Origin of the sequence: Streptococcus sp. HMSC066F10 (assembly GCF_001813805.1) — a bacterium.
Taxonomy (GTDB): Bacteria; Bacillota; Bacilli; order Lactobacillales; family Streptococcaceae; genus Streptococcus; species Streptococcus vaginalis.
Map to the genome: position 1 here is coordinate 139,970 of NZ_KV813957.1, position 16,601 is coordinate 156,570.

Sequence of the window (16,601 nt, forward strand, 5' to 3'; positions counted from 1 at the left end):
TTTTGTTTGTAACTGACCTATGGTTTCTATGTTGTTTTTTCTTAAATAACTATATGCACTCGTTAGCTTTTTGAAGTCATATTTTTCTTTATTAGTTTTGGCATATCCTTTTAGATATTTGCTTTTTTCTTTTTGAATTTCTGAATAAGTTAATAGATAATTTGTTAGATTGAAAAGTTTAGGGTTGTCTATTACCTTATCTCTTTCTATATCCTTAAATTTTTCATAAGCAGTAGTTAGGTTATCTAATAGATTCCCTATCCAACCCTTTAATGTTTTTATCTCTTCTTTTATTGTTTTTACAAGTTCGTTATATTTTCTTATTTCTCTATTATAGTTTCCCTTGTCAGTTTCTATTCCCTTTCGTTCCATTGCACTTGCTGCTGATCCTAAATGGATTGTCGGTAGATAATCTGAATTTTGTCTTTTAAAACTCCTATGGTCTACTCTTTTTTCTATCTTGTTTTTTGCTAGATATTCATTGCAAAGGTCCGAAAAATTTTCTCTCCATTTTTCTACATTGCCTTTATCATTCCAGGTTGTTAGTTCTACTTTTCTTGTTTTAGGTTTTCCATTTTTGTTTAATACTTTTTCTCCTTTTTCATCTAGGATATATTCTTTTTTTGACTTTGCTAAGAACTCTCCTTTTTCGTTTATGGGTCGCATTATGGTCATTATATGACAATGGATATTTCCATTTTTGTCTTGACTCTCATCATGAATTGCATAATCTACTATCATTCCTTGTGATGTTAGATTTTCTTTTATAAATCTTTCAACTAGGTTTTTATTTTCACTTAAAGGTAACTCTTTTGGTAGTCCTATTATGAATTGTCTTGCTAGTTGTGCATTAGAATTTTTTTCTGCCATTTCTACTTTATTCCATAAGGTAGACCTATCATTAAATTCTTTCGGTATATGATCAGGCAATATTATATTTTTTACTAATACTTTTTCTTTTCTTGTGTAGTCATGGGTTACTCCGTCCCATTCATTTTTTATTTTTTCTCCACTTATATATGCTGCACTTGCTACTGCACTTTTGCCTTTTCCTCTTGATATTATGTTTACTGAAAAATGAAAACTGTCTGCCATTTTTATCACTTCCTTTCTTTTTTTGTTGTTTTAGGTGGAGGCTTAAAAGATTTTCTATATCCTCTTTGTGAATGAGCGTTTTGAAATGATAGAATTAAAAAAGCCGACTACTGAATTAATTTTTGTTGTTTCAGTATGTCGGCTTAATTGTTTTGTTCATTTCAAATTTTAAAAGTCAAGGGCGAGCGTTAGCGAGTTTATTTACCCTTGACTTTTAAAAAGCGAATGGTTGTTGCTCCCTGCAAGGGTTTTGCTCCGCAGGACGCAAGCACCCTTTAGGGTGTATAATTGCGCCCTTGTAACCAAGGGACAATTATGTTATTTCATCTTTAGATGATTTTTCTACACTATCATCTATTCTTTCTTCTAAAATTCCCATTATGTTTAATCTTATTTCTTCACCATTTAATGATTTCATTAATTTATAAAATTCATCTTTTGTTAAACCTATACTTTCTTCAAAAATACTTTCTAACACTGCTCCTTTTTCTATAAGTCTTTTGTTTCTTGCTTTTCTTTCTTGTTCATTAAGTTTTTTCTTCAACTGTCTTTTTTGATTTTGTAATTGCTTAATGCTTTCTTCTTTCTTTTCAATCTGTTCTTCAATACTTAATCTTTTACTTGTCATAATGTGTCCTTTCTTACAATAAAAAAAACGACTAGATTTTTATTTCTAATCGTTTTTAATTCAAACACAATGAATTTCTCTATTGCAATTTTCTTTTATTTTTTCAATATATTTCTCCATATAATCCCAATCGGGATTACCATGAACATCTACTGGTAGTTTTATCTTTTCTTTCTTTAACAAATCGGGAAATAGTCCATAACTATAAGAATATTTATCAGTCAATGTGTCTAAACACGATACTAAAAATAGACATGCTTTCTCACTCAAATGTCTTGTATCAATATAATAAATATCTCTTCCAGATACAAAGTTTTCTTTTTGATAAAAGAATGATGCATTCTCTGCACCAAATGATATAACTCCCTTAGGGCTAGGAGTCATTTTTTTAGTTTCAGTAACTCTATATTTTATACCATTATTAAATTTTGTTCTTACTACATAAGGAATACCGTTCTCATCTTCAACGACTTCTCTTGCATGAAGCACGTCAGGCTTTTTAATATTTTCAAATAAATCACCAACTATAAACTCTTTCCATTTTGAAGTATCAACCTTATTTAATTTTGCATTATTTAAATAGCTTGTAAGATTGCTTGTACTCTCTCTCTCTCTCTCTCTGGTTTCAAGCCTTTTCATTGCTTCTTCCATGAAATTCCAATCTGGTGTTTCATCGTCTAATGCTGGTAAAAGTATATTTTCTTTTTTTATACTATCACTAGATCCCATATCGTTATATTGGTACTTTATCTTTAAACTTTCTCTTATTACAGAAGCAATAAATAACCCGTTAAATTTATTTAGATTGTCATTATATAAAAGCATTATTGATGACCCTCCACCACCTCTTCCCAAAAAATCTTTTGGTTGGTAAAATGTACTACCATCAACTGGACTTACTGTTATACAATTTCCTTTATCTAAATCTTCATCATCAATAGGCTCTCTGTAACTATCGACACCATTATTATAATTTCCAGAAGATACAAAAGGTATCTCTCCCTCATTATATTTTTTTACACTTCTTGATTTAGGTCTTTTTACAGTAAATAACTTCTCTATTTCAAAAGGTTTCCAATCATCAATCTTTATTTTCTTCATTTTCTCCACCTACATCTAGCATGAGTTTACCATCTTTATATTCTGATTTATACAAAACTTGATTTAAAAGTTTTTCATTAAATTCTTTTACGTCAATTTTTTCTTCAAAGAGTATAAAGTCTATAATGGTCTTTTTAAAATCTTCTTCATATATTTCAAAAGGTTTCTGTGGTTTTTGATATGATAAATATTCTTTTGAATCTATCCATTGGTGTGTATTATATTTTGTATCTACTTTTGTTCTTGCAACTTCTAGCCAATATTTTTCTATTTCTTTCCACTTATTTTTTATATCATGCCTACCTTGATTTTTAACTCTTTCAAGTCCATCATCTTCCATATAGCAAGCAAATATTTTTTTATCTTTTTGTGGTTTTCCAGTTTCAAAAACAAATACACTTGTTGTTACTCCTGCATCAAAAAGTTTTTCTGGTAATTTTATAATCATATCAAGTGTATGTCTTTTTAATAATGACTGCATTCTATCTTTTTCCAGTTTCTTATCTGGTAAAATAAATGCACATTTAGTACCAGCAGGAACATTGTCTAATACATTTGTAACTATTTTTTTACAACCATATTTTCTTTCGTATGGAGGATTCATCAATACTTTAGTTATGTTTTTAGATTTGATCCATTTACAAGCTTCTTTTTCCCTTGTATCGTATTGTTCCAAATTTGTCTTACCGTCTTTATGAATAAGCATATTGGCACAAGCTAGGGCGAAAATTTCTCTATCAAACTCTATACCATAAAGTTTATTTTGTTTTATATCTTCTGCTTCTTTTGTATTTACTCCTCCAACCTCTTTTATCATATTTGCCATTGCTTTTACTAAAAAAGCTCCGCTGCCGCAAGTAGCGTCAAGTAAACGGTCGTTATAGGTTATCTCTAGTAAATCGTACATAAATGAAGTGATATGCTCTGGGGTAAATACTTGACCACTTTCAGACTTTTTCTTGTATCTATTAAATTCATTAAAGAAAATGCCCATTACATCTTCGCCATTCCAGTTATCTGAGTTTATAGACTCTGCGATTTCTATGATACAGTCAATAAATGTATTTATATCATCTTGATTTTCTACAATGTTCATTTTTATTTCACTGTACACCTCAAGCAAAATATCTATTTTAAGATTTTGTTTTCTATGGTCTTGAAGTGATTTTGCTAAAGTATCATATATTTTATTTCTAAATGGTTCATATCCATTATCTTTTATTGCTTCAAGATTGCCGCCAAACCTTTCTACTACCAAGGCTGAAGCTGTAAATATCATTCTATGATATAAATTCTTAATTCCGAATTTAAAGTGTAGTAAATCATTTATTCTTTTTGTTAGAGTGAAAATTTTGTTTTTATCTATATAATTTTCTTTAAACAAATCAATATAGTATTGCTTGTGTTGAAGTTTATTAGCTACTCTTATGAGTTCCTTGTTTTTATATATAGCGATTTCTTTGCCATTGTACAAAATTCCAACAGTTTTTTTATATTTGCTTGAAATTATGTCTATATTTTTCATTAGCTCATCAATAAAAATTTGTTTGCTAATATCTCTTTCTTCTGATTTTGTTTCAAGGATTATTGCTACATCATTCATGTTTTTAGGTAAATACCAACCATCTGGCTTATCTGAATATCCTTTAAACCCTAATTGATTAAAAGTAGTTATTTGACCAGTCCCTTGATCAACATTTTCTTCAGCTTCATCAAAGCCTAATACTAATTTCGCATAATCCCTGACTTGATCTTCTGTCCTTAAACTCATTTTCTAATCCTCTTCACTAAAATTGTCTTCAAAACTAATAATATCATTAGGGGTGCAAGATAGAGCCTTACATATTCTTTCTAAATTCTTAAATGTAATTGGTTTATCCTTGCCCATTTGTGCCATAACATTTGTTGTAAGTCCTGCCATAGCTATTACATCAGTTTTCTTCAAACCTTTTTTTGCTAACTGTATCCATAATGGTTTATAGTTAAGTGCCATAATATCCCTCTTTTTCTGTTCATTAGATTTATTTAATTATAGCATAAATATTGATTTCATTCAATCTTACATTGATTTAGTGATTTATTTTAGAGAATTTGTTGTGTTATTCCGTCCTTATTTTGCCATAAATTGCTTAATACCTTGAGATTTTGCACCCGGATTGTCATTCCCATAACCTTCCATCAGGTTGATAACACCCCATGCTCCAAGTCCTGCACCTACTGCCATTACCAAAATCTTTAATACATTAACTGCCTGTGTAAAAAATTCCATAATTTATTCCTCCTCGCTTTCTTCTTTCTTTTCAATCTTGTTATATGACTTCACTACAAAGTTTTTGTAAGTCTTTCCCTCTTTTTCACGCTTCTTAAAGTAACCAAAGATATGAATCAAATCGCCTTTTTCAAAGTCCTTTGCTTTCTCCGATTTTTCTCCATAGGCGGCACAGTTGATATACTCCTTGCCTTTCCCGTACTTTTTTACAAGCGTGAAGTTTGCAACCTCAACAGTTTCTCCCTCTTTGTCAAAATTTGAGAAAGTGGGCTCTGCCAATAAATTGGCATTGATGTTAATCATTTCTTGCTTCATTAAAAATTTCTCCTTTTCTTTCAATAAAAAAGCGATTGGAGTTTTTTCTTTTCCAATCGCTAATGCTCATCCTATTTACTTTTTTCTTAGTGGGACTTCGTATTCTTATCATCTTACCTCCTGGCTTTGAGTAATAAAAAAGCAGCAAATCTATGTTCTTTAGACTTACTGCACTCTTGTAATAACTGTTTCCCTATTCAGCTTTGCTTTTCCTTTTCGCTTCATATAGCTTTCTATGTCAAACAAATTTTTCTTGTCATAGTCCTCAAGCAGCTTATAGTTCTTGTGTTTTGTAATATCGAATTTATCTGATAGAAAAGGTCTGACACCACGAAGCTGAAAAATACATTTACCGCCGTCCATGACCGTAATTTCATCTTGGCTCATAAGCTCCTTACCTGTCTTTTGATAATTAAGTCCAAAACTCTTTTGATTACTCCTTGTTTCCGATGTGTTGTAAAGGTCAATGGTTTCTTTACCAAGCGTTTCAGAAAGCTCTTTAAGTGTTGTTTTCTCCTTTCCACCAAGAAATAAAGTGCTATCACAGTTGCCCACGATTGTGTCAGCATTATCTTTATAGATTGCCTTTAGCTGAGATTGTGCTTGAAGAATTATACTCGCTGATATTTCTCTGGAACGGATTGTCGCTATCAGTTTTTCAAACTTTGGAATTAAGCCGATGTTTGCAAACTCGTCAAGTAGGCATCTTACATGAACAGGTAATCTTCCTCCATACACATCATCTGCCTTATCACATAACAAGTTAAATAGCTGAGAATACATAATAGATACCACAAAGTTAAAAGTATCATCTGTATCGGAGATGATAACAAAGAGTGCTGTCTTTCTATCTCCCAGTGTATCAAGCTCAAGTTCATCTTCACTCATTAGTTCTCTTAGCTCTCTTATGTCAAAAGGTGCAAGTCTTGCTCCACAAGATATTAGAATTGACTTGGCAGTTTTTCCAGCAGCCAATTTGTACTTTTTATATTGCTTCACCGCAAAGTGTGTCGGTTCTTTCTTTTCCAATGCTTCAAAGAGTCTATCAATCGGATTCATGTAGGTTTCATCATCTTCTCTTACCTCTGAAGCGTCTATCATATCAAGTAGTGTTGCAAAGTTCTTTTCTTCTCTTGGAGCTTCATACCAGATATATCCGATAAGTGCTGTATAGTAGAGTTTTTCAGCTTTCACCCAAAAATCCTCACCTGCTTTTTCTCCCTCGCCCTTCGTGTTTGCGATAATTGTCTGAACAAGCTTTAGAATATCTTTTTCAGAACGAATATATGCGAATGGATTGTACTTCATAGACTTTTTGAAGTTTATGGTATTTAGAATTTTAATCTCATAGCCATTATCTTCAAGCATCTTGCCACACTCAAGGACTATTGTTCCTTTAGGATCGGTTACACAATAGCTACTGTGCATTTGCATTAAGTTCGGTTTTACATAAAATCTTGTCTTTCCGGAGCCTGAACCACCTATAACCAAAACATTTTTATTTCTTGCATACTTTGGATTAGCTGGTCTGCCGTTCATAGTTAATCGTTCTGTTTGTGTAAGTAAGATATTGTTCTGGAACTTTTCATCCATATACGGTTCTATATCTTTTCTCGTTCCCCATCTTGCTGAACCATACTCTTTTCCCTGTCTGAACTTTTTTGCATTTTTGCCTTTGCTGTAGACAATGAATTTAATTAAAGCTGCTACTCCTGCACCAATTAAAATATCCGTAGGATGAATACTTGGAAGAAAGCTCATGGTGTTAAGCTCTAATATCCCTTGAAAGATTTTGTCTATTACATCGCCACCAGTATAAGCTCGTACATGGTGAGAGAAGATATTGCCAACATAGAAAAATGCAAGGTAGGGAATGTTCTGCTTTAGAAACTTTGCCTTATCCTGCACCTTAAACAAGCCTTTGATGTCCTTTAGTATTTTCTCTATCATAGGCTCTGCTCCTTTTGCTTGTTCTTGATTTTATCTTTAGAAACAGAATTTTTAGCCATCTCCTTAAACTTCTCAATGTTTTTATGAATAGATTCTTTCCTTTCCGTTTTCTTTTCTGATTCTGAAAGGGCGTGCTTAAATGCTTTGTCCATCACTTTCATATCTTTTGCTTGAAAGAACACTGAGTATTTACCTGATTCTTTATCTTTCATTACCGAAAACTTAACTCCATATCTGTTCAGTTCTTTTTTCAGTTCCTTCAATTCTGTTTCTTCTACTGGTATCTCTTCAAGCTGTCCCTTTTTAACCATATCTTTTAGTTTTACTTCATTCCCTTTACTCCCAACGAGCTTTTCAAGTCCACCGATTTTTTCTGATTCTTTCAGTAACTTCCTTATCAAATCCAAAAGTATCTTGCTTGTTACTTTGCCGGCTCTCACTTCCATGTTGAGCGTTTTTCTTGCAATTTCTTCATTGATCAAGTCCTTTCACCTCCGTTCAGTAATCTATCTTTATTGCGAGTTAGCTTATCTCTTTGAATAAACTTTCTGAAATCCTCGCCTACAACCATAACGGGAATACACATTTCAATAATTCTTGAATAGATTCTTTGATATTCAACACTGTCCTTGCAGTTTTGAATTGTGTCGTAGGAAAGATTTGTTGTGAAAATTGTTGGTTTCTGTTTTAAGTACCTGCTATTGACAATGTTATATACCTGCTCTTTAGCATAGCTTGTATCCCTTTCAATTCCCAAGTCATCTAAAATAAGAACGGAAGTATTTACAAGGGATTCAATATATGCGTTTTTATCAAAGTCAAAGCTGCTTTTTTGAAGTTCATTGATAATCTGTGCGAAATTTCTAATCTTAACACTTATTTGATACTGTTCAATAAGGCTATTTGCAATGGAGCAGGCAAGATAGGTCTTTCCGCTTCCTACAGAGCCATAAAAGAGAAGTCCGATATTTTCTTTTTTCATTTTCTCATAATCTTCTACAAAATTCTTTGCAATCATGAGGCTTTGATTTTCTTCTCCCTGATAATTTTCAAAGGTATATGACCACTCCCTCATGGAATTGAAGCAGGTTCTTTTTAACCTTTCAATTTCCATCTGTTTTTCTCTTCGTTTCTTTTGTTGCTCTATTTCTCTATCGCATTTACAAGCTACCCTTAATATCATTTTATTCCCGAAAAATTCCATTACATCACCGTCTTTTCTTTCGTGGCAGACTTTACAATAGGCGTGTCCATCTTTGATATACTCTTTTTCAGAATCATAGGCAAATTCTACATCCTCTATCATTATTTTTCCCAATTCTCTTTTCATAAATGTTCTCCTTTGTTATATTCTTCCCATGTCGGGACATTTGATGTTTTCGGCTGCTTGCTTTTGCCCTGATCTTTATAAAACCAAGAAAGGATCGTCGCTTTATGGTCTTTATAGATCTTTCCGGTACTCTTGATATATGCAGATAAGCGTTCAATGTAATTATCAAGCTGTGCATTTAGTTTGATTTGTAAATCAGAAATATCTTCATCAGTTAAAAATACATTTTGAAATGTTCCAAGTCCGTTTTCGCAAAAACTATATTCTCTCTTACTATACTTACTCTTATTATTCTCTATATAGTTAGAGTTAACATTTTTAACTTCCTGAAGTTCATTTTCTTTACTTCTGAGGTCAACATCTTTTACTTCTGAAGTAAAGTTTTTTGACTTCTGAAAGTCATTTCCTTTTGCTTGAAATACACTCATAAAGTCTTTTACATAAATGATATTAGGTTTTCCAAGTCCAAGCCTTACTCTTTCAATCAGTCCGATTCCTTTTTTACTGTCTAACTCATCCAATGTTTTTATGGCTGTTGGCTTTGAGATATTTCTTCTTCTCATAATTTCTTCGACGGTAAAATAGATAAATACTCTGCCTTCCTTGTCTATCCATTTATTTTTAAAGGACATTCCTGTACGCTTTAGAAGCATAGAGTATAGGATAATTGCTTCTGCCGATAACCCCTTAAATTCTTCTCCATCTACTAATATTTCAGGCACTTTCAAAAAGTTAAATCGCTCTGCTTCTCTGTTATAGAAATAGTCAAAGTCCATCGCTTCACCTCCTCTCTTAAAATTTGCAAAGAAAAAGACGATAGTTTTTCTATCGCCTTTGGTTACCATTTTGATGAAATTTTTTAAATTGATTTTATCTCTTCATTGATTCCCTGAAAGAATGCTATAACGGTTGCTCCAATCATCGGTACGCCGTATGGACTAACTAAAAATCCGATAATCAATGCTTCGATTCCGATGGTAACTTCTTTTTGTAAGAAAGATGCTATTGCTCCAAATATGCAAAACATCATCAGCAAATATAGCAGTGCCGTTCCTATTCCGAGTAAGAATGTCAGAAATGCAGTGAGAATACTAAGCAGGAAGCTGATTGGGAAAAAGATTATTTTTATTGTCCATCTCATAAAATATCTTCCCTTTCTATTCAATCATTTTGAAGTGTCTCAAGGCATCCATGATAGCTTCTTCTTTTTCAGGTGTACACTGTGGAATAATTTGTTTCTCCTTTTTAGACTTGTTGTAATGTTCTCGTAATTCTATTCCACATTTCCTTTTTATCTGTGCAATATATAATGTCGGAACTTTTAATTCAAATTTATTCCAAACATATTCTTTGATTTGAGCATATGTTGCCTTACTTTCAGCACTTGTCAAATCAAGCTCATCCAGCTCAATTTCAATATTTATATGCTTATCGACATCAAGTTTGGACAAAAGTGCTACCGTCTCCACATGATGCGTCATTGGAAACAAATCCACGGGCTGAACTTTTGTGAGTTTATAGCCTAGTTCTTGATAGAGCTTGATGTCACGTGCCATGGTGGCGGCATTGCAGGAAATATAGACGATTTTCTTTGGATTCATACTGACGCTTGATTTGATAAAACTTTCAGTCAAGCCTTTACGTGGTGGGTCGACCATGATGATACTAGGTTTTATACCTTGGTTCAGCCATTTTTTGATAGCATTTTCTGCTGAATCACAAATATAATGGGCATTGCTAATGCCGTTTAGCTTAGCATTCTTTTTGCTATTTTCAACTGCTTGAGGGATAACCTCCACGCCATAGACTTCTTTGACGTGTTTCGCAACTGACAATCCAATGGTGCCAATCCCCGAATAGGCATCCACTACAATATCCTCTGTACTCAACTCAGCGAAATCAATCGCCGTTTGATACAGCTCCTCTGCCATCTCTGTATTGACTTGGTAAAATGCTGGGGCAGCAATTTGAAAGTGATTCTCTAGCATGCGGTCAGTAATATAATCTTGTCCATACAGTACACGAAATTCCTTCCCCAAAATCGCATTACCTGGCTGGTTGTTAATATTTTGCATGATAGATTTAATATTCGGAAATTGCGCGACTAATCGCTCAATTAACTGATTTATACGGAAAATTTTGGGACGAGTTGTCACTAAAATAACCATGATTTCACCAGAGTAATGTCCACGACGAACCACAATATTACGAATCAGACCAGATTGCTCTTTCTCATCGTAAGGTTTCAGGTCAAAACGACGCAGCAAATCCCGCACTGCCAAAACGACTTGGTCAATAACTGGATCCTGAATATAAAAATCCTCAATTGGCATTAAATCATGCGAATTTTTTCGGAAAAATCCCGTTTCTAGCTGTCCATTGACACGGCGAACAGGAACCTGCGCTTTGTTTCGATAATGTAGTGGGTGCTCCATACCAAGGGTTGGTGCCACTTCGATATCTGCAATTCCAGCAATCTTGTAAAGACTATCTCTAACTTTCTTGGTTTTAAATTTCAATTGCTCACTATATTTTAGATGCCCAAAGTCAGCAATACCTATCCTCAGATAAGCCACATCAACATCTTCGTTTCGATAAGGGGATTTCGTCAGATAGGCTTCTACCTTGCCAAAACCAATTTTTTTATTGACTTTCAGTATGCGCATACGGATACGTTCCGTAGGCAGAGCATTCTCTACAAAGAAAACCACCCCCTCTGCCTTAGCCACTCCAGCACCGTCATGGCTCAAATCCACAATTTCAACTTCTATCACATCATTCTTTTTTAACATATATTTCTCTTTCTATCAGCTCTGCCATTTCCCAAAAAAAGAAAGCGACCGCATCATCACTTTCTATTATATCATTTATCTGAGTCCTAATTGTGCTAATTTTGCTTTATAGGCTTCAAAATCAACTAGTAAGCCTTGACCGCCATACATATCATAGGCATCTATCCAATCTCCATTTTCAGGAATGGTCACCTTTTCAACACCATTACGAGCGTTGGTAAGAGAAGACAAGCCGTGCGTTAGTAAAAAACTATACGGAACATTGGTTGAGGTTAAAGCAAATACTTTTCCAAGCGCTTCAGAGCCTGTAAAAAGCTTCGTTGGGTCTTTGACTTGCTGAATAATCGCGCTCATCACCTCTTGTTGGCGATGTGTTCGGCCGAAATCTCCTTCGTCATCTTTACGGAAACGCGCATAATTCAAAAGCGTGCGTCCGTCCATTCGCTGTTTTCCAACCTTAATCGTCTGCTCTGGAACCACTCCGTCTTTCATATTGAGGTCGTCCGGCACCTGTACTTCACTCACTTTTTCACCATTGATAGTTGAAAAATTCGCATTCATTTCAACACCATTTGGGAAAAGGGTATCAATAGCTGTCGCAAAAGTTGAAAAATCAACCAAAGCATAATACTTAATGTCAATATCAAAATTGTCTTTCAGCACTTGACGTACCAATTCAGCGCCTTGATTGTTATTTTGCTCCCCAATGGCATATGCTACATTTAACTTTTGATCATAACCAGAACCTTGACTCACTCCATCAATGTGAACGAGCGTGTCTCTCATGAAACTGACGAGTTTCATTTTTTTATTTTTTCCACCAACATTTAAGACCATGATTGAATCGGTCCGCGTTTCAGAAGAAGATTGACCAATTCGTCCATCTGTACCCAAAATAAGTATATTCACACCGTCTTTGGTATCTTTCCCATTAAAGACTTCTGTTTGGGCAGCTTTGGCATTTGGGTTGTTTTTTGAAGTGTTCAAGCCTTTTATAAACATGAACAACATGCCTCCTACAATGAGAACCAAAATTAAAGCAAGCCAAGCTAGAATCCGCTTCACACGTATTTTTCTATGCCGCTTTTCCTTTTTAGGCTTGGGTGTGTTTTCTACAACACTTTCAGCCGCATTAGTTGGTATACGCTCTGATTTAAATCGTTTATTACGGCGACTTCTCTCTGGATATTGAGGGAGTCCCTGCTCGGTGTAACCAAAATTCTCAGGCACTTGTTGGTCAGAAAAGGTAGCTCTTGCTTCACGAGCTGACTCTACTCTTTGGTCTCCTTCTTGCTTGCTAAGAAGATATTGATATTCTTTTTTCTCGCGTTCATTTAAATAATGGATATTTTTGTAAAGATAGTCCAGTCTCAACTGCTCATGGTGGCTGAGATTATCTGATTTTTTATCCATGATTGCTCCAATCTACTGTTCTGAAATAGTATAAACGGTGTAATTTCCTAAAATTTTATAAGTAATGCCAATTGCTTCTAGCTCTCTCATCGCAAATGACACTAAATCCTCTTTTTCATTATTGATGTCCACAATGAAAAAATATTCTCCCAAAGCGGTCTTCAACGGGCGACTTTCAATCTTTGTCAAATCAATTCCCCGCCAAGCAAAAGTTGCAAGAGCTTTATATAAAGCACCGGGTAAATTGTCTGGCAAAGTCAAAGCAAGCGTGAGTTTCTTTTCCTTAGGATATAATGGCAAAGTCGGAATCGACTGTCCCAGCAACCAAAAACGGGTGAAATTCTCAGCCATTTCTTGAATATCTTCTGCAACAATCTGCAGACCGTATTCACTAGCTGCACTCCTTGGCGCAATGGCTGCATAATTTTCTTCTGGATGCTGAGCCACAAAACGAGCCGCATAAGCTGTGCTAGCTGTTATTTCAATTTTAGCTTGTGGATAATGCTGGCGGACATATTTTTTCCCCTGCGCAATTGCCTGCGGATGAGAAAAGATTTTTTCTACTGGCTTATCAGCTACCGTTGCCAATAATTGTTGTTTGATTGGCTGGACGATTTCTGCCACAGCATGAATGGCTGCCTGATGAAAAAGGTAGTCCAATGTTTCATGAACGCTTCCTTCAATTGAATTTTCAACTGGCACTACAGAATAATCCACTTCGCCTGTCTCATAGGCTTTTACAACTTCCGTGATATTTTCAAAAGCCACTAACGTATCTGCTGGAAATGCTTCTTGTGCCACATGATGAGAAAAAGACCCTTTCGGACCTAAAAATCCAATTTTCATTGCAACACCTCCACGATTTGTTTTGGTGTCAAAGTAGTCACATCAATAACTTTTGTAGCCACTTCTTCATACCAAGTTTGACGTTGCTCGAAAAGATTTTTCAAATCAGCTTTGCTATTGTTCAAATAAAGTGGGCGCTGGTGTTCTTGATCCTCTTCAAGACGCTGATAAAGTGTCTCAAAATCTGTTTTTAAATAAATATTTTCAGCGTTCTGCTTTAACAACTCGCGATTTTGAGCATTGCTGATGATGCCACCACCAGTTGAGATGACTTGTTCTGACTGTAGCAATTCTTTTAATAATTCACTTTCTTTTTGCCGAAAAGCTGCTTCGCCATACTGCTCAAAATATTCTTTAATCGGCATTTCCAGTCTCTCTGACAAAAGCTCATCCATATCGATAAAATTTTCATCTAGCAAGCTAGCAACCGTTGTTTTCCCAGCCCCCATGAAACCAATCAAAATCTTAGCCATGAAGTAAGTCCTCCAAATCATCAAAGAAATTTGGATAGCTCGTATTGATAGCTTCGGCGCGCTCCAACTCGACTTGACCGTCCTTTACCAAAAGAGCTGCAATAGCTGTCATCATGCCAATTCGGTGGTCGCCAAATGTATGAACTTTAGCACCGTGAAGAGACGTTTTCCCTTTGATGAGCATGCCGTCTTCTGTCGGAGTAATATCAGCCCCCATGCTATTTAGTGCATCTGCCACAACTTGGATACGGTCTGTTTCTTTTACCTTTAATTCTTCCGCATCACGAATCACCGTTTGCCCCTTAGCTTGAGTGGCCAGAAGTGCAATGATTGGCAATTCATCAATTAAACGTGGGATAATTTCTCCGCCAATTTCTGTGCCGACTAATTCAGACGTCTCTATCGTTATGGTGGCAGACTTAGCAATATTGTCTACATTGGACAAGTTTATATTTCCACCCATAGCTTTAACAACATCCAAAATGCCAGTTCGTGTTTCATTGATACCGACATTTTCCAAAATAATCTTAGAATTAGGAACGATAAGTCCTGCCACTATCCAGAAAGCCGCACTAGAAATATCTCCTGGTACCAACACGTTCTGCCCAGTAAACTCTTGCCCACCTTGAACGCGGATTTCCTTTCCATTGACAGAAATCTGACCGCCAAATTGTTTAATCATATCTTCTGTATGATTGCGGGTCATTTCTTTTTCCACAATGACAGACTCGCCTTGAGCTTGTAAAGCCGCAAATATCAAAGCAGATTTAACCTGAGCAGACGCTACAGGCAAGGTGTAATGAATAGACTGTAAGTTCTTATTTCCATGAATGGTGAGCGGTGGCAAATCACGCTCGGTTCGCCCAGCGATTTGCACCCCCATTTGACGAAGAGGAATCGTTATGCGATCCATAGGACGTTTAGATAAACTATCATCACCAAACATTTCCGCCACAAAATCCTGCCCAGCTAATACACCTGAAATCAAGCGAATAGAGGTTCCAGAATTTCCCATATTCAGTTTGTTTGTCGGCGCTTGAAGACCAGCAAAACCCACTCCATGAATCGTTACTACATTGCCGTCATCTTCAATTTGAACACCTAAATCACGAAAAACTTGCATGGTTGATAAGACGTCTTCACCACGCAAAATATCGTGAACCGTTGTCACTCCCTTGGCCAAACTACCAAACATAATCGATCGATGACTAATAGACTTATCACCCGGCACACGAATGCACCCAGCTAATCCCTTTGCATTTGTTCGTAACTGCATAGAAAACCTCATACCTGATTCTTTTTACATATTGTACCATAAAAAGAGAAGGGAAACAAAAGAGAGCGGGGAAAAAGCTTCATTTCGTTGAATTCAACTTTTCCTCACCCTCTTAAAATTATAAACTTTCTGCAAATTTTTGCTTGATGAATTGTGCAGAATACGCTAATTTTTCCTCCTCTTTTTCCGTTAAACTAAGTTTGACTTGCTCAACAATTCCCTCACGTCCTACAATCGCTGGATAACTCAGGTAGGTGTCTAATGGCTGATAATAATTTGATACTGGCAATTCTTCATGCGAATCCGATACAAGGGCTACTGCTAAACGGATAGCTGCGCTCGCAATACCATAAGATGTGTATTTTTTGCCATAAAAGACGGTATGCCCTCCTTTAAGGGCTTATAGAGCAATTTCATCCAACTCCTCGACTGAAGCAAATGTAGAAATCGGTTGCCCTTTTATCCGTACTTGGCTCCAAGCTGTAAATTGAGAATTCCCATGTTCTCCAAGATTGTAGCCATAAACACTTCGAGGATCGACACCAAAGCGAACACCAACTGCACGTTCCATACGAGCTGTGTCCAGTAGCGTTCCCGTTCCAATAACACGCTCTTTAGGCAGACCAGTATAGTGTTGATAAAGACTAGTAATGACATCTACTGGATTACTAATAACAATGATAATCCCTGTAAATCCAACTTTTTTCAATTGTTCAGCGACAAAAGGAACTTCCTTGGATGTAAAGGGTAATTCCGCAAATCGATCGGTGTTGGGGTTATCTTGCAATTTGATATTGCCCAGTGCTGACACCACCACATCCGCATCTGCCAATGCCTGATAATCATTAACAATAATATTTGCGTGATGATTCAAATTTGCTGCAGCGTCCTGAAAGTCAAGTGCATCTGCTTTTACTTTCGCTTCATCATTAAACTGAAAATCTGTCTAGTTGATACATTTCATTATACTCAGAAATTAGTAAAAAACAAGTATTTAGTTGAAATATTCAGAAAATTCTCGCTAATTTGTTGAATCCTTTCTTCTCCTATGGATTTCATGCACATAAAAAGCTGACCAAAATCTGAACTGCACCCCAAAAGTTAGACAAGAAA

16 protein-coding genes and 2 pseudogenes are annotated in these 16,601 nt (G+C 35.5%); all 18 read right to left on the reverse strand.

What is annotated here, in order from left to right; translation table 11 throughout:
* Positions 1-1,095, reverse strand: a 1,095-nt coding sequence (gene mobQ, locus HMPREF2933_RS01715) for a MobQ family relaxase (protein WP_070672399.1), incomplete at its 3' end; no start/stop codon positions are given.
* A gap of 313 nt (positions 1,096-1,408) precedes the next feature.
* The gene (locus tag HMPREF2933_RS01720) at positions 1,409-1,726 is read right to left on the reverse strand and encodes a DUF3847 domain-containing protein (RefSeq protein ID WP_366511284.1); all 318 of its coding nucleotides are present in this window, start codon (positions 1,724-1,726) and stop codon (positions 1,409-1,411) included.
* 57 nt (positions 1,727-1,783) lie between these two features.
* Positions 1,784-2,824: a restriction endonuclease subunit S gene (locus HMPREF2933_RS10275; RefSeq protein WP_070672403.1), complete on the reverse strand. Its 1,041-nt coding sequence runs from the start codon at positions 2,822-2,824 to the stop codon at positions 1,784-1,786.
* Entirely contained in the window at positions 2,805-4,595 is a 1,791-nt protein-coding gene (locus HMPREF2933_RS01730; RefSeq protein ID WP_070654289.1) for an HsdM family class I SAM-dependent methyltransferase, read from the reverse strand. Before HMPREF2933_RS01730 ends, HMPREF2933_RS10275 begins: the two co-directional genes overlap by 20 nt.
* Positions 4,596-4,598: 3 nt before the next feature.
* Positions 4,599-4,817, reverse strand: coding sequence for a helix-turn-helix domain-containing protein (locus HMPREF2933_RS01735; RefSeq protein ID WP_004825248.1), 219 nt, complete (start codon positions 4,815-4,817; stop codon positions 4,599-4,601).
* A 123-nt stretch (positions 4,818-4,940) separates the two neighbouring features.
* Positions 4,941-5,093 (reverse strand): annotated as a pseudogene (locus HMPREF2933_RS01740) (Maff2 family mobile element protein); the annotation flags it as partial.
* Between the two features lie 3 nt (positions 5,094-5,096).
* Positions 5,097-5,408 (reverse strand): hypothetical protein, encoded by a 312-nt coding sequence (locus tag HMPREF2933_RS01745; RefSeq protein WP_000807037.1) that lies wholly within the window; start codon positions 5,406-5,408, stop codon positions 5,097-5,099.
* A 165-nt stretch (positions 5,409-5,573) separates the two neighbouring features.
* On the reverse strand, positions 5,574-7,358 hold the full coding sequence (locus HMPREF2933_RS01750; protein WP_010247013.1) for a VirD4-like conjugal transfer protein, CD1115 family: 1,785 nt from the start codon (positions 7,356-7,358) through the stop codon (positions 5,574-5,576).
* Entirely contained in the window at positions 7,355-7,840 is a 486-nt protein-coding gene (locus tag HMPREF2933_RS01755) for a PcfB family protein (RefSeq protein WP_000606570.1), read from the reverse strand. Before HMPREF2933_RS01755 ends, HMPREF2933_RS01750 begins: the two co-directional genes overlap by 4 nt.
* Positions 7,837-8,688 carry an ATP-binding protein gene (locus tag HMPREF2933_RS01760; protein ID WP_000817919.1) on the reverse strand — a complete coding sequence of 284 codons (852 nt, stop codon included), beginning with the start codon at positions 8,686-8,688 and terminating at the stop codon, positions 7,837-7,839. The genes HMPREF2933_RS01755 and HMPREF2933_RS01760 overlap by 4 nt, the downstream gene beginning before the upstream one ends.
* Positions 8,685-9,464, reverse strand: coding sequence for a replication initiator protein A (locus tag HMPREF2933_RS01765; RefSeq protein WP_010247004.1), 780 nt, complete (start codon positions 9,462-9,464; stop codon positions 8,685-8,687). The genes HMPREF2933_RS01760 and HMPREF2933_RS01765 overlap by 4 nt, the downstream gene beginning before the upstream one ends.
* Before the next feature lie 83 nt (positions 9,465-9,547).
* The gene (locus tag HMPREF2933_RS01770) at positions 9,548-9,829 is read right to left on the reverse strand and encodes a CD1845 family protein (RefSeq protein WP_001267686.1); all 282 of its coding nucleotides are present in this window, start codon (positions 9,827-9,829) and stop codon (positions 9,548-9,550) included.
* A 16-nt stretch (positions 9,830-9,845) separates the two neighbouring features.
* Positions 9,846-11,480 (reverse strand): 23S rRNA (uracil(1939)-C(5))-methyltransferase RlmD, encoded by a 1,635-nt coding sequence (rlmD, locus tag HMPREF2933_RS01775; RefSeq protein ID WP_070654288.1) that lies wholly within the window; start codon positions 11,478-11,480, stop codon positions 9,846-9,848.
* 75 nt (positions 11,481-11,555) lie between these two features.
* Positions 11,556-12,893: an LCP family protein gene (locus HMPREF2933_RS01780; protein ID WP_070241793.1), complete on the reverse strand. Its 1,338-nt coding sequence runs from the start codon at positions 12,891-12,893 to the stop codon at positions 11,556-11,558.
* Between the two features lie 12 nt (positions 12,894-12,905).
* A complete protein-coding gene (gene pheA, locus HMPREF2933_RS01785; RefSeq protein WP_024052917.1) occupies positions 12,906-13,739 on the reverse strand; it encodes a prephenate dehydratase in 834 nt (277 codons plus the stop codon).
* Positions 13,736-14,212: a shikimate kinase gene (locus tag HMPREF2933_RS01790; protein ID WP_003023977.1), complete on the reverse strand. Its 477-nt coding sequence runs from the start codon at positions 14,210-14,212 to the stop codon at positions 13,736-13,738. The genes pheA and HMPREF2933_RS01790 overlap by 4 nt, the downstream gene beginning before the upstream one ends.
* Positions 14,205-15,488, reverse strand: coding sequence for a 3-phosphoshikimate 1-carboxyvinyltransferase (aroA, locus tag HMPREF2933_RS01795; protein ID WP_003023976.1), 1,284 nt, complete (start codon positions 15,486-15,488; stop codon positions 14,205-14,207). Before aroA ends, HMPREF2933_RS01790 begins: the two co-directional genes overlap by 8 nt.
* 118 nt (positions 15,489-15,606) lie before the next feature.
* Positions 15,607-16,419 (reverse strand): annotated as a pseudogene (locus HMPREF2933_RS01800) (L-lactate dehydrogenase); the annotation flags it as partial.
* Positions 16,420-16,601 lie beyond the last annotated feature (182 nt).

What these genes read in the sequence shown, in the direction of transcription:
- HMPREF2933_RS10275 (WP_070672403.1), bottom strand. Translation starts at nt 2,824, where the DNA reads ATGAAGAAAATAAAGATTGATGATTGGAAACCTTTTGAAATAGAGAAG.
- HMPREF2933_RS01730 (WP_070654289.1), bottom strand. Translation starts at nt 4,595, where the DNA reads ATGAGTTTAAGGACAGAAGATCAAGTCAGGGATTATGCGAAATTAGTA.
- HMPREF2933_RS01735 (WP_004825248.1), bottom strand. Translation starts at nt 4,817, where the DNA reads ATGGCACTTAACTATAAACCATTATGGATACAGTTAGCAAAAAAAGGT.
- HMPREF2933_RS01745 (WP_000807037.1), bottom strand. Translation starts at nt 5,408, where the DNA reads ATGAAGCAAGAAATGATTAACATCAATGCCAATTTATTGGCAGAGCCC.
- HMPREF2933_RS01750 (WP_010247013.1), bottom strand. Translation starts at nt 7,358, where the DNA reads ATGATAGAGAAAATACTAAAGGACATCAAAGGCTTGTTTAAGGTGCAG.
- HMPREF2933_RS01760 (WP_000817919.1), bottom strand. Translation starts at nt 8,688, where the DNA reads ATGAAAAGAGAATTGGGAAAAATAATGATAGAGGATGTAGAATTTGCC.
- HMPREF2933_RS01765 (WP_010247004.1), bottom strand. Translation starts at nt 9,464, where the DNA reads ATGGACTTTGACTATTTCTATAACAGAGAAGCAGAGCGATTTAACTTT.
- HMPREF2933_RS01770 (WP_001267686.1), bottom strand. Translation starts at nt 9,829, where the DNA reads ATGAGATGGACAATAAAAATAATCTTTTTCCCAATCAGCTTCCTGCTT.
- rlmD (WP_070654288.1), bottom strand. Translation starts at nt 11,480, where the DNA reads ATGTTAAAAAAGAATGATGTGATAGAAGTTGAAATTGTGGATTTGAGC.
- HMPREF2933_RS01780 (WP_070241793.1), bottom strand. Translation starts at nt 12,893, where the DNA reads ATGGATAAAAAATCAGATAATCTCAGCCACCATGAGCAGTTGAGACTG.
- pheA (WP_024052917.1), bottom strand. Translation starts at nt 13,739, where the DNA reads ATGAAAATTGGATTTTTAGGTCCGAAAGGGTCTTTTTCTCATCATGTG.
- HMPREF2933_RS01790 (WP_003023977.1), bottom strand. Translation starts at nt 14,212, where the DNA reads ATGGCTAAGATTTTGATTGGTTTCATGGGGGCTGGGAAAACAACGGTT.
- aroA (WP_003023976.1), bottom strand. Translation starts at nt 15,488, where the DNA reads ATGCAGTTACGAACAAATGCAAAGGGATTAGCTGGGTGCATTCGTGTG.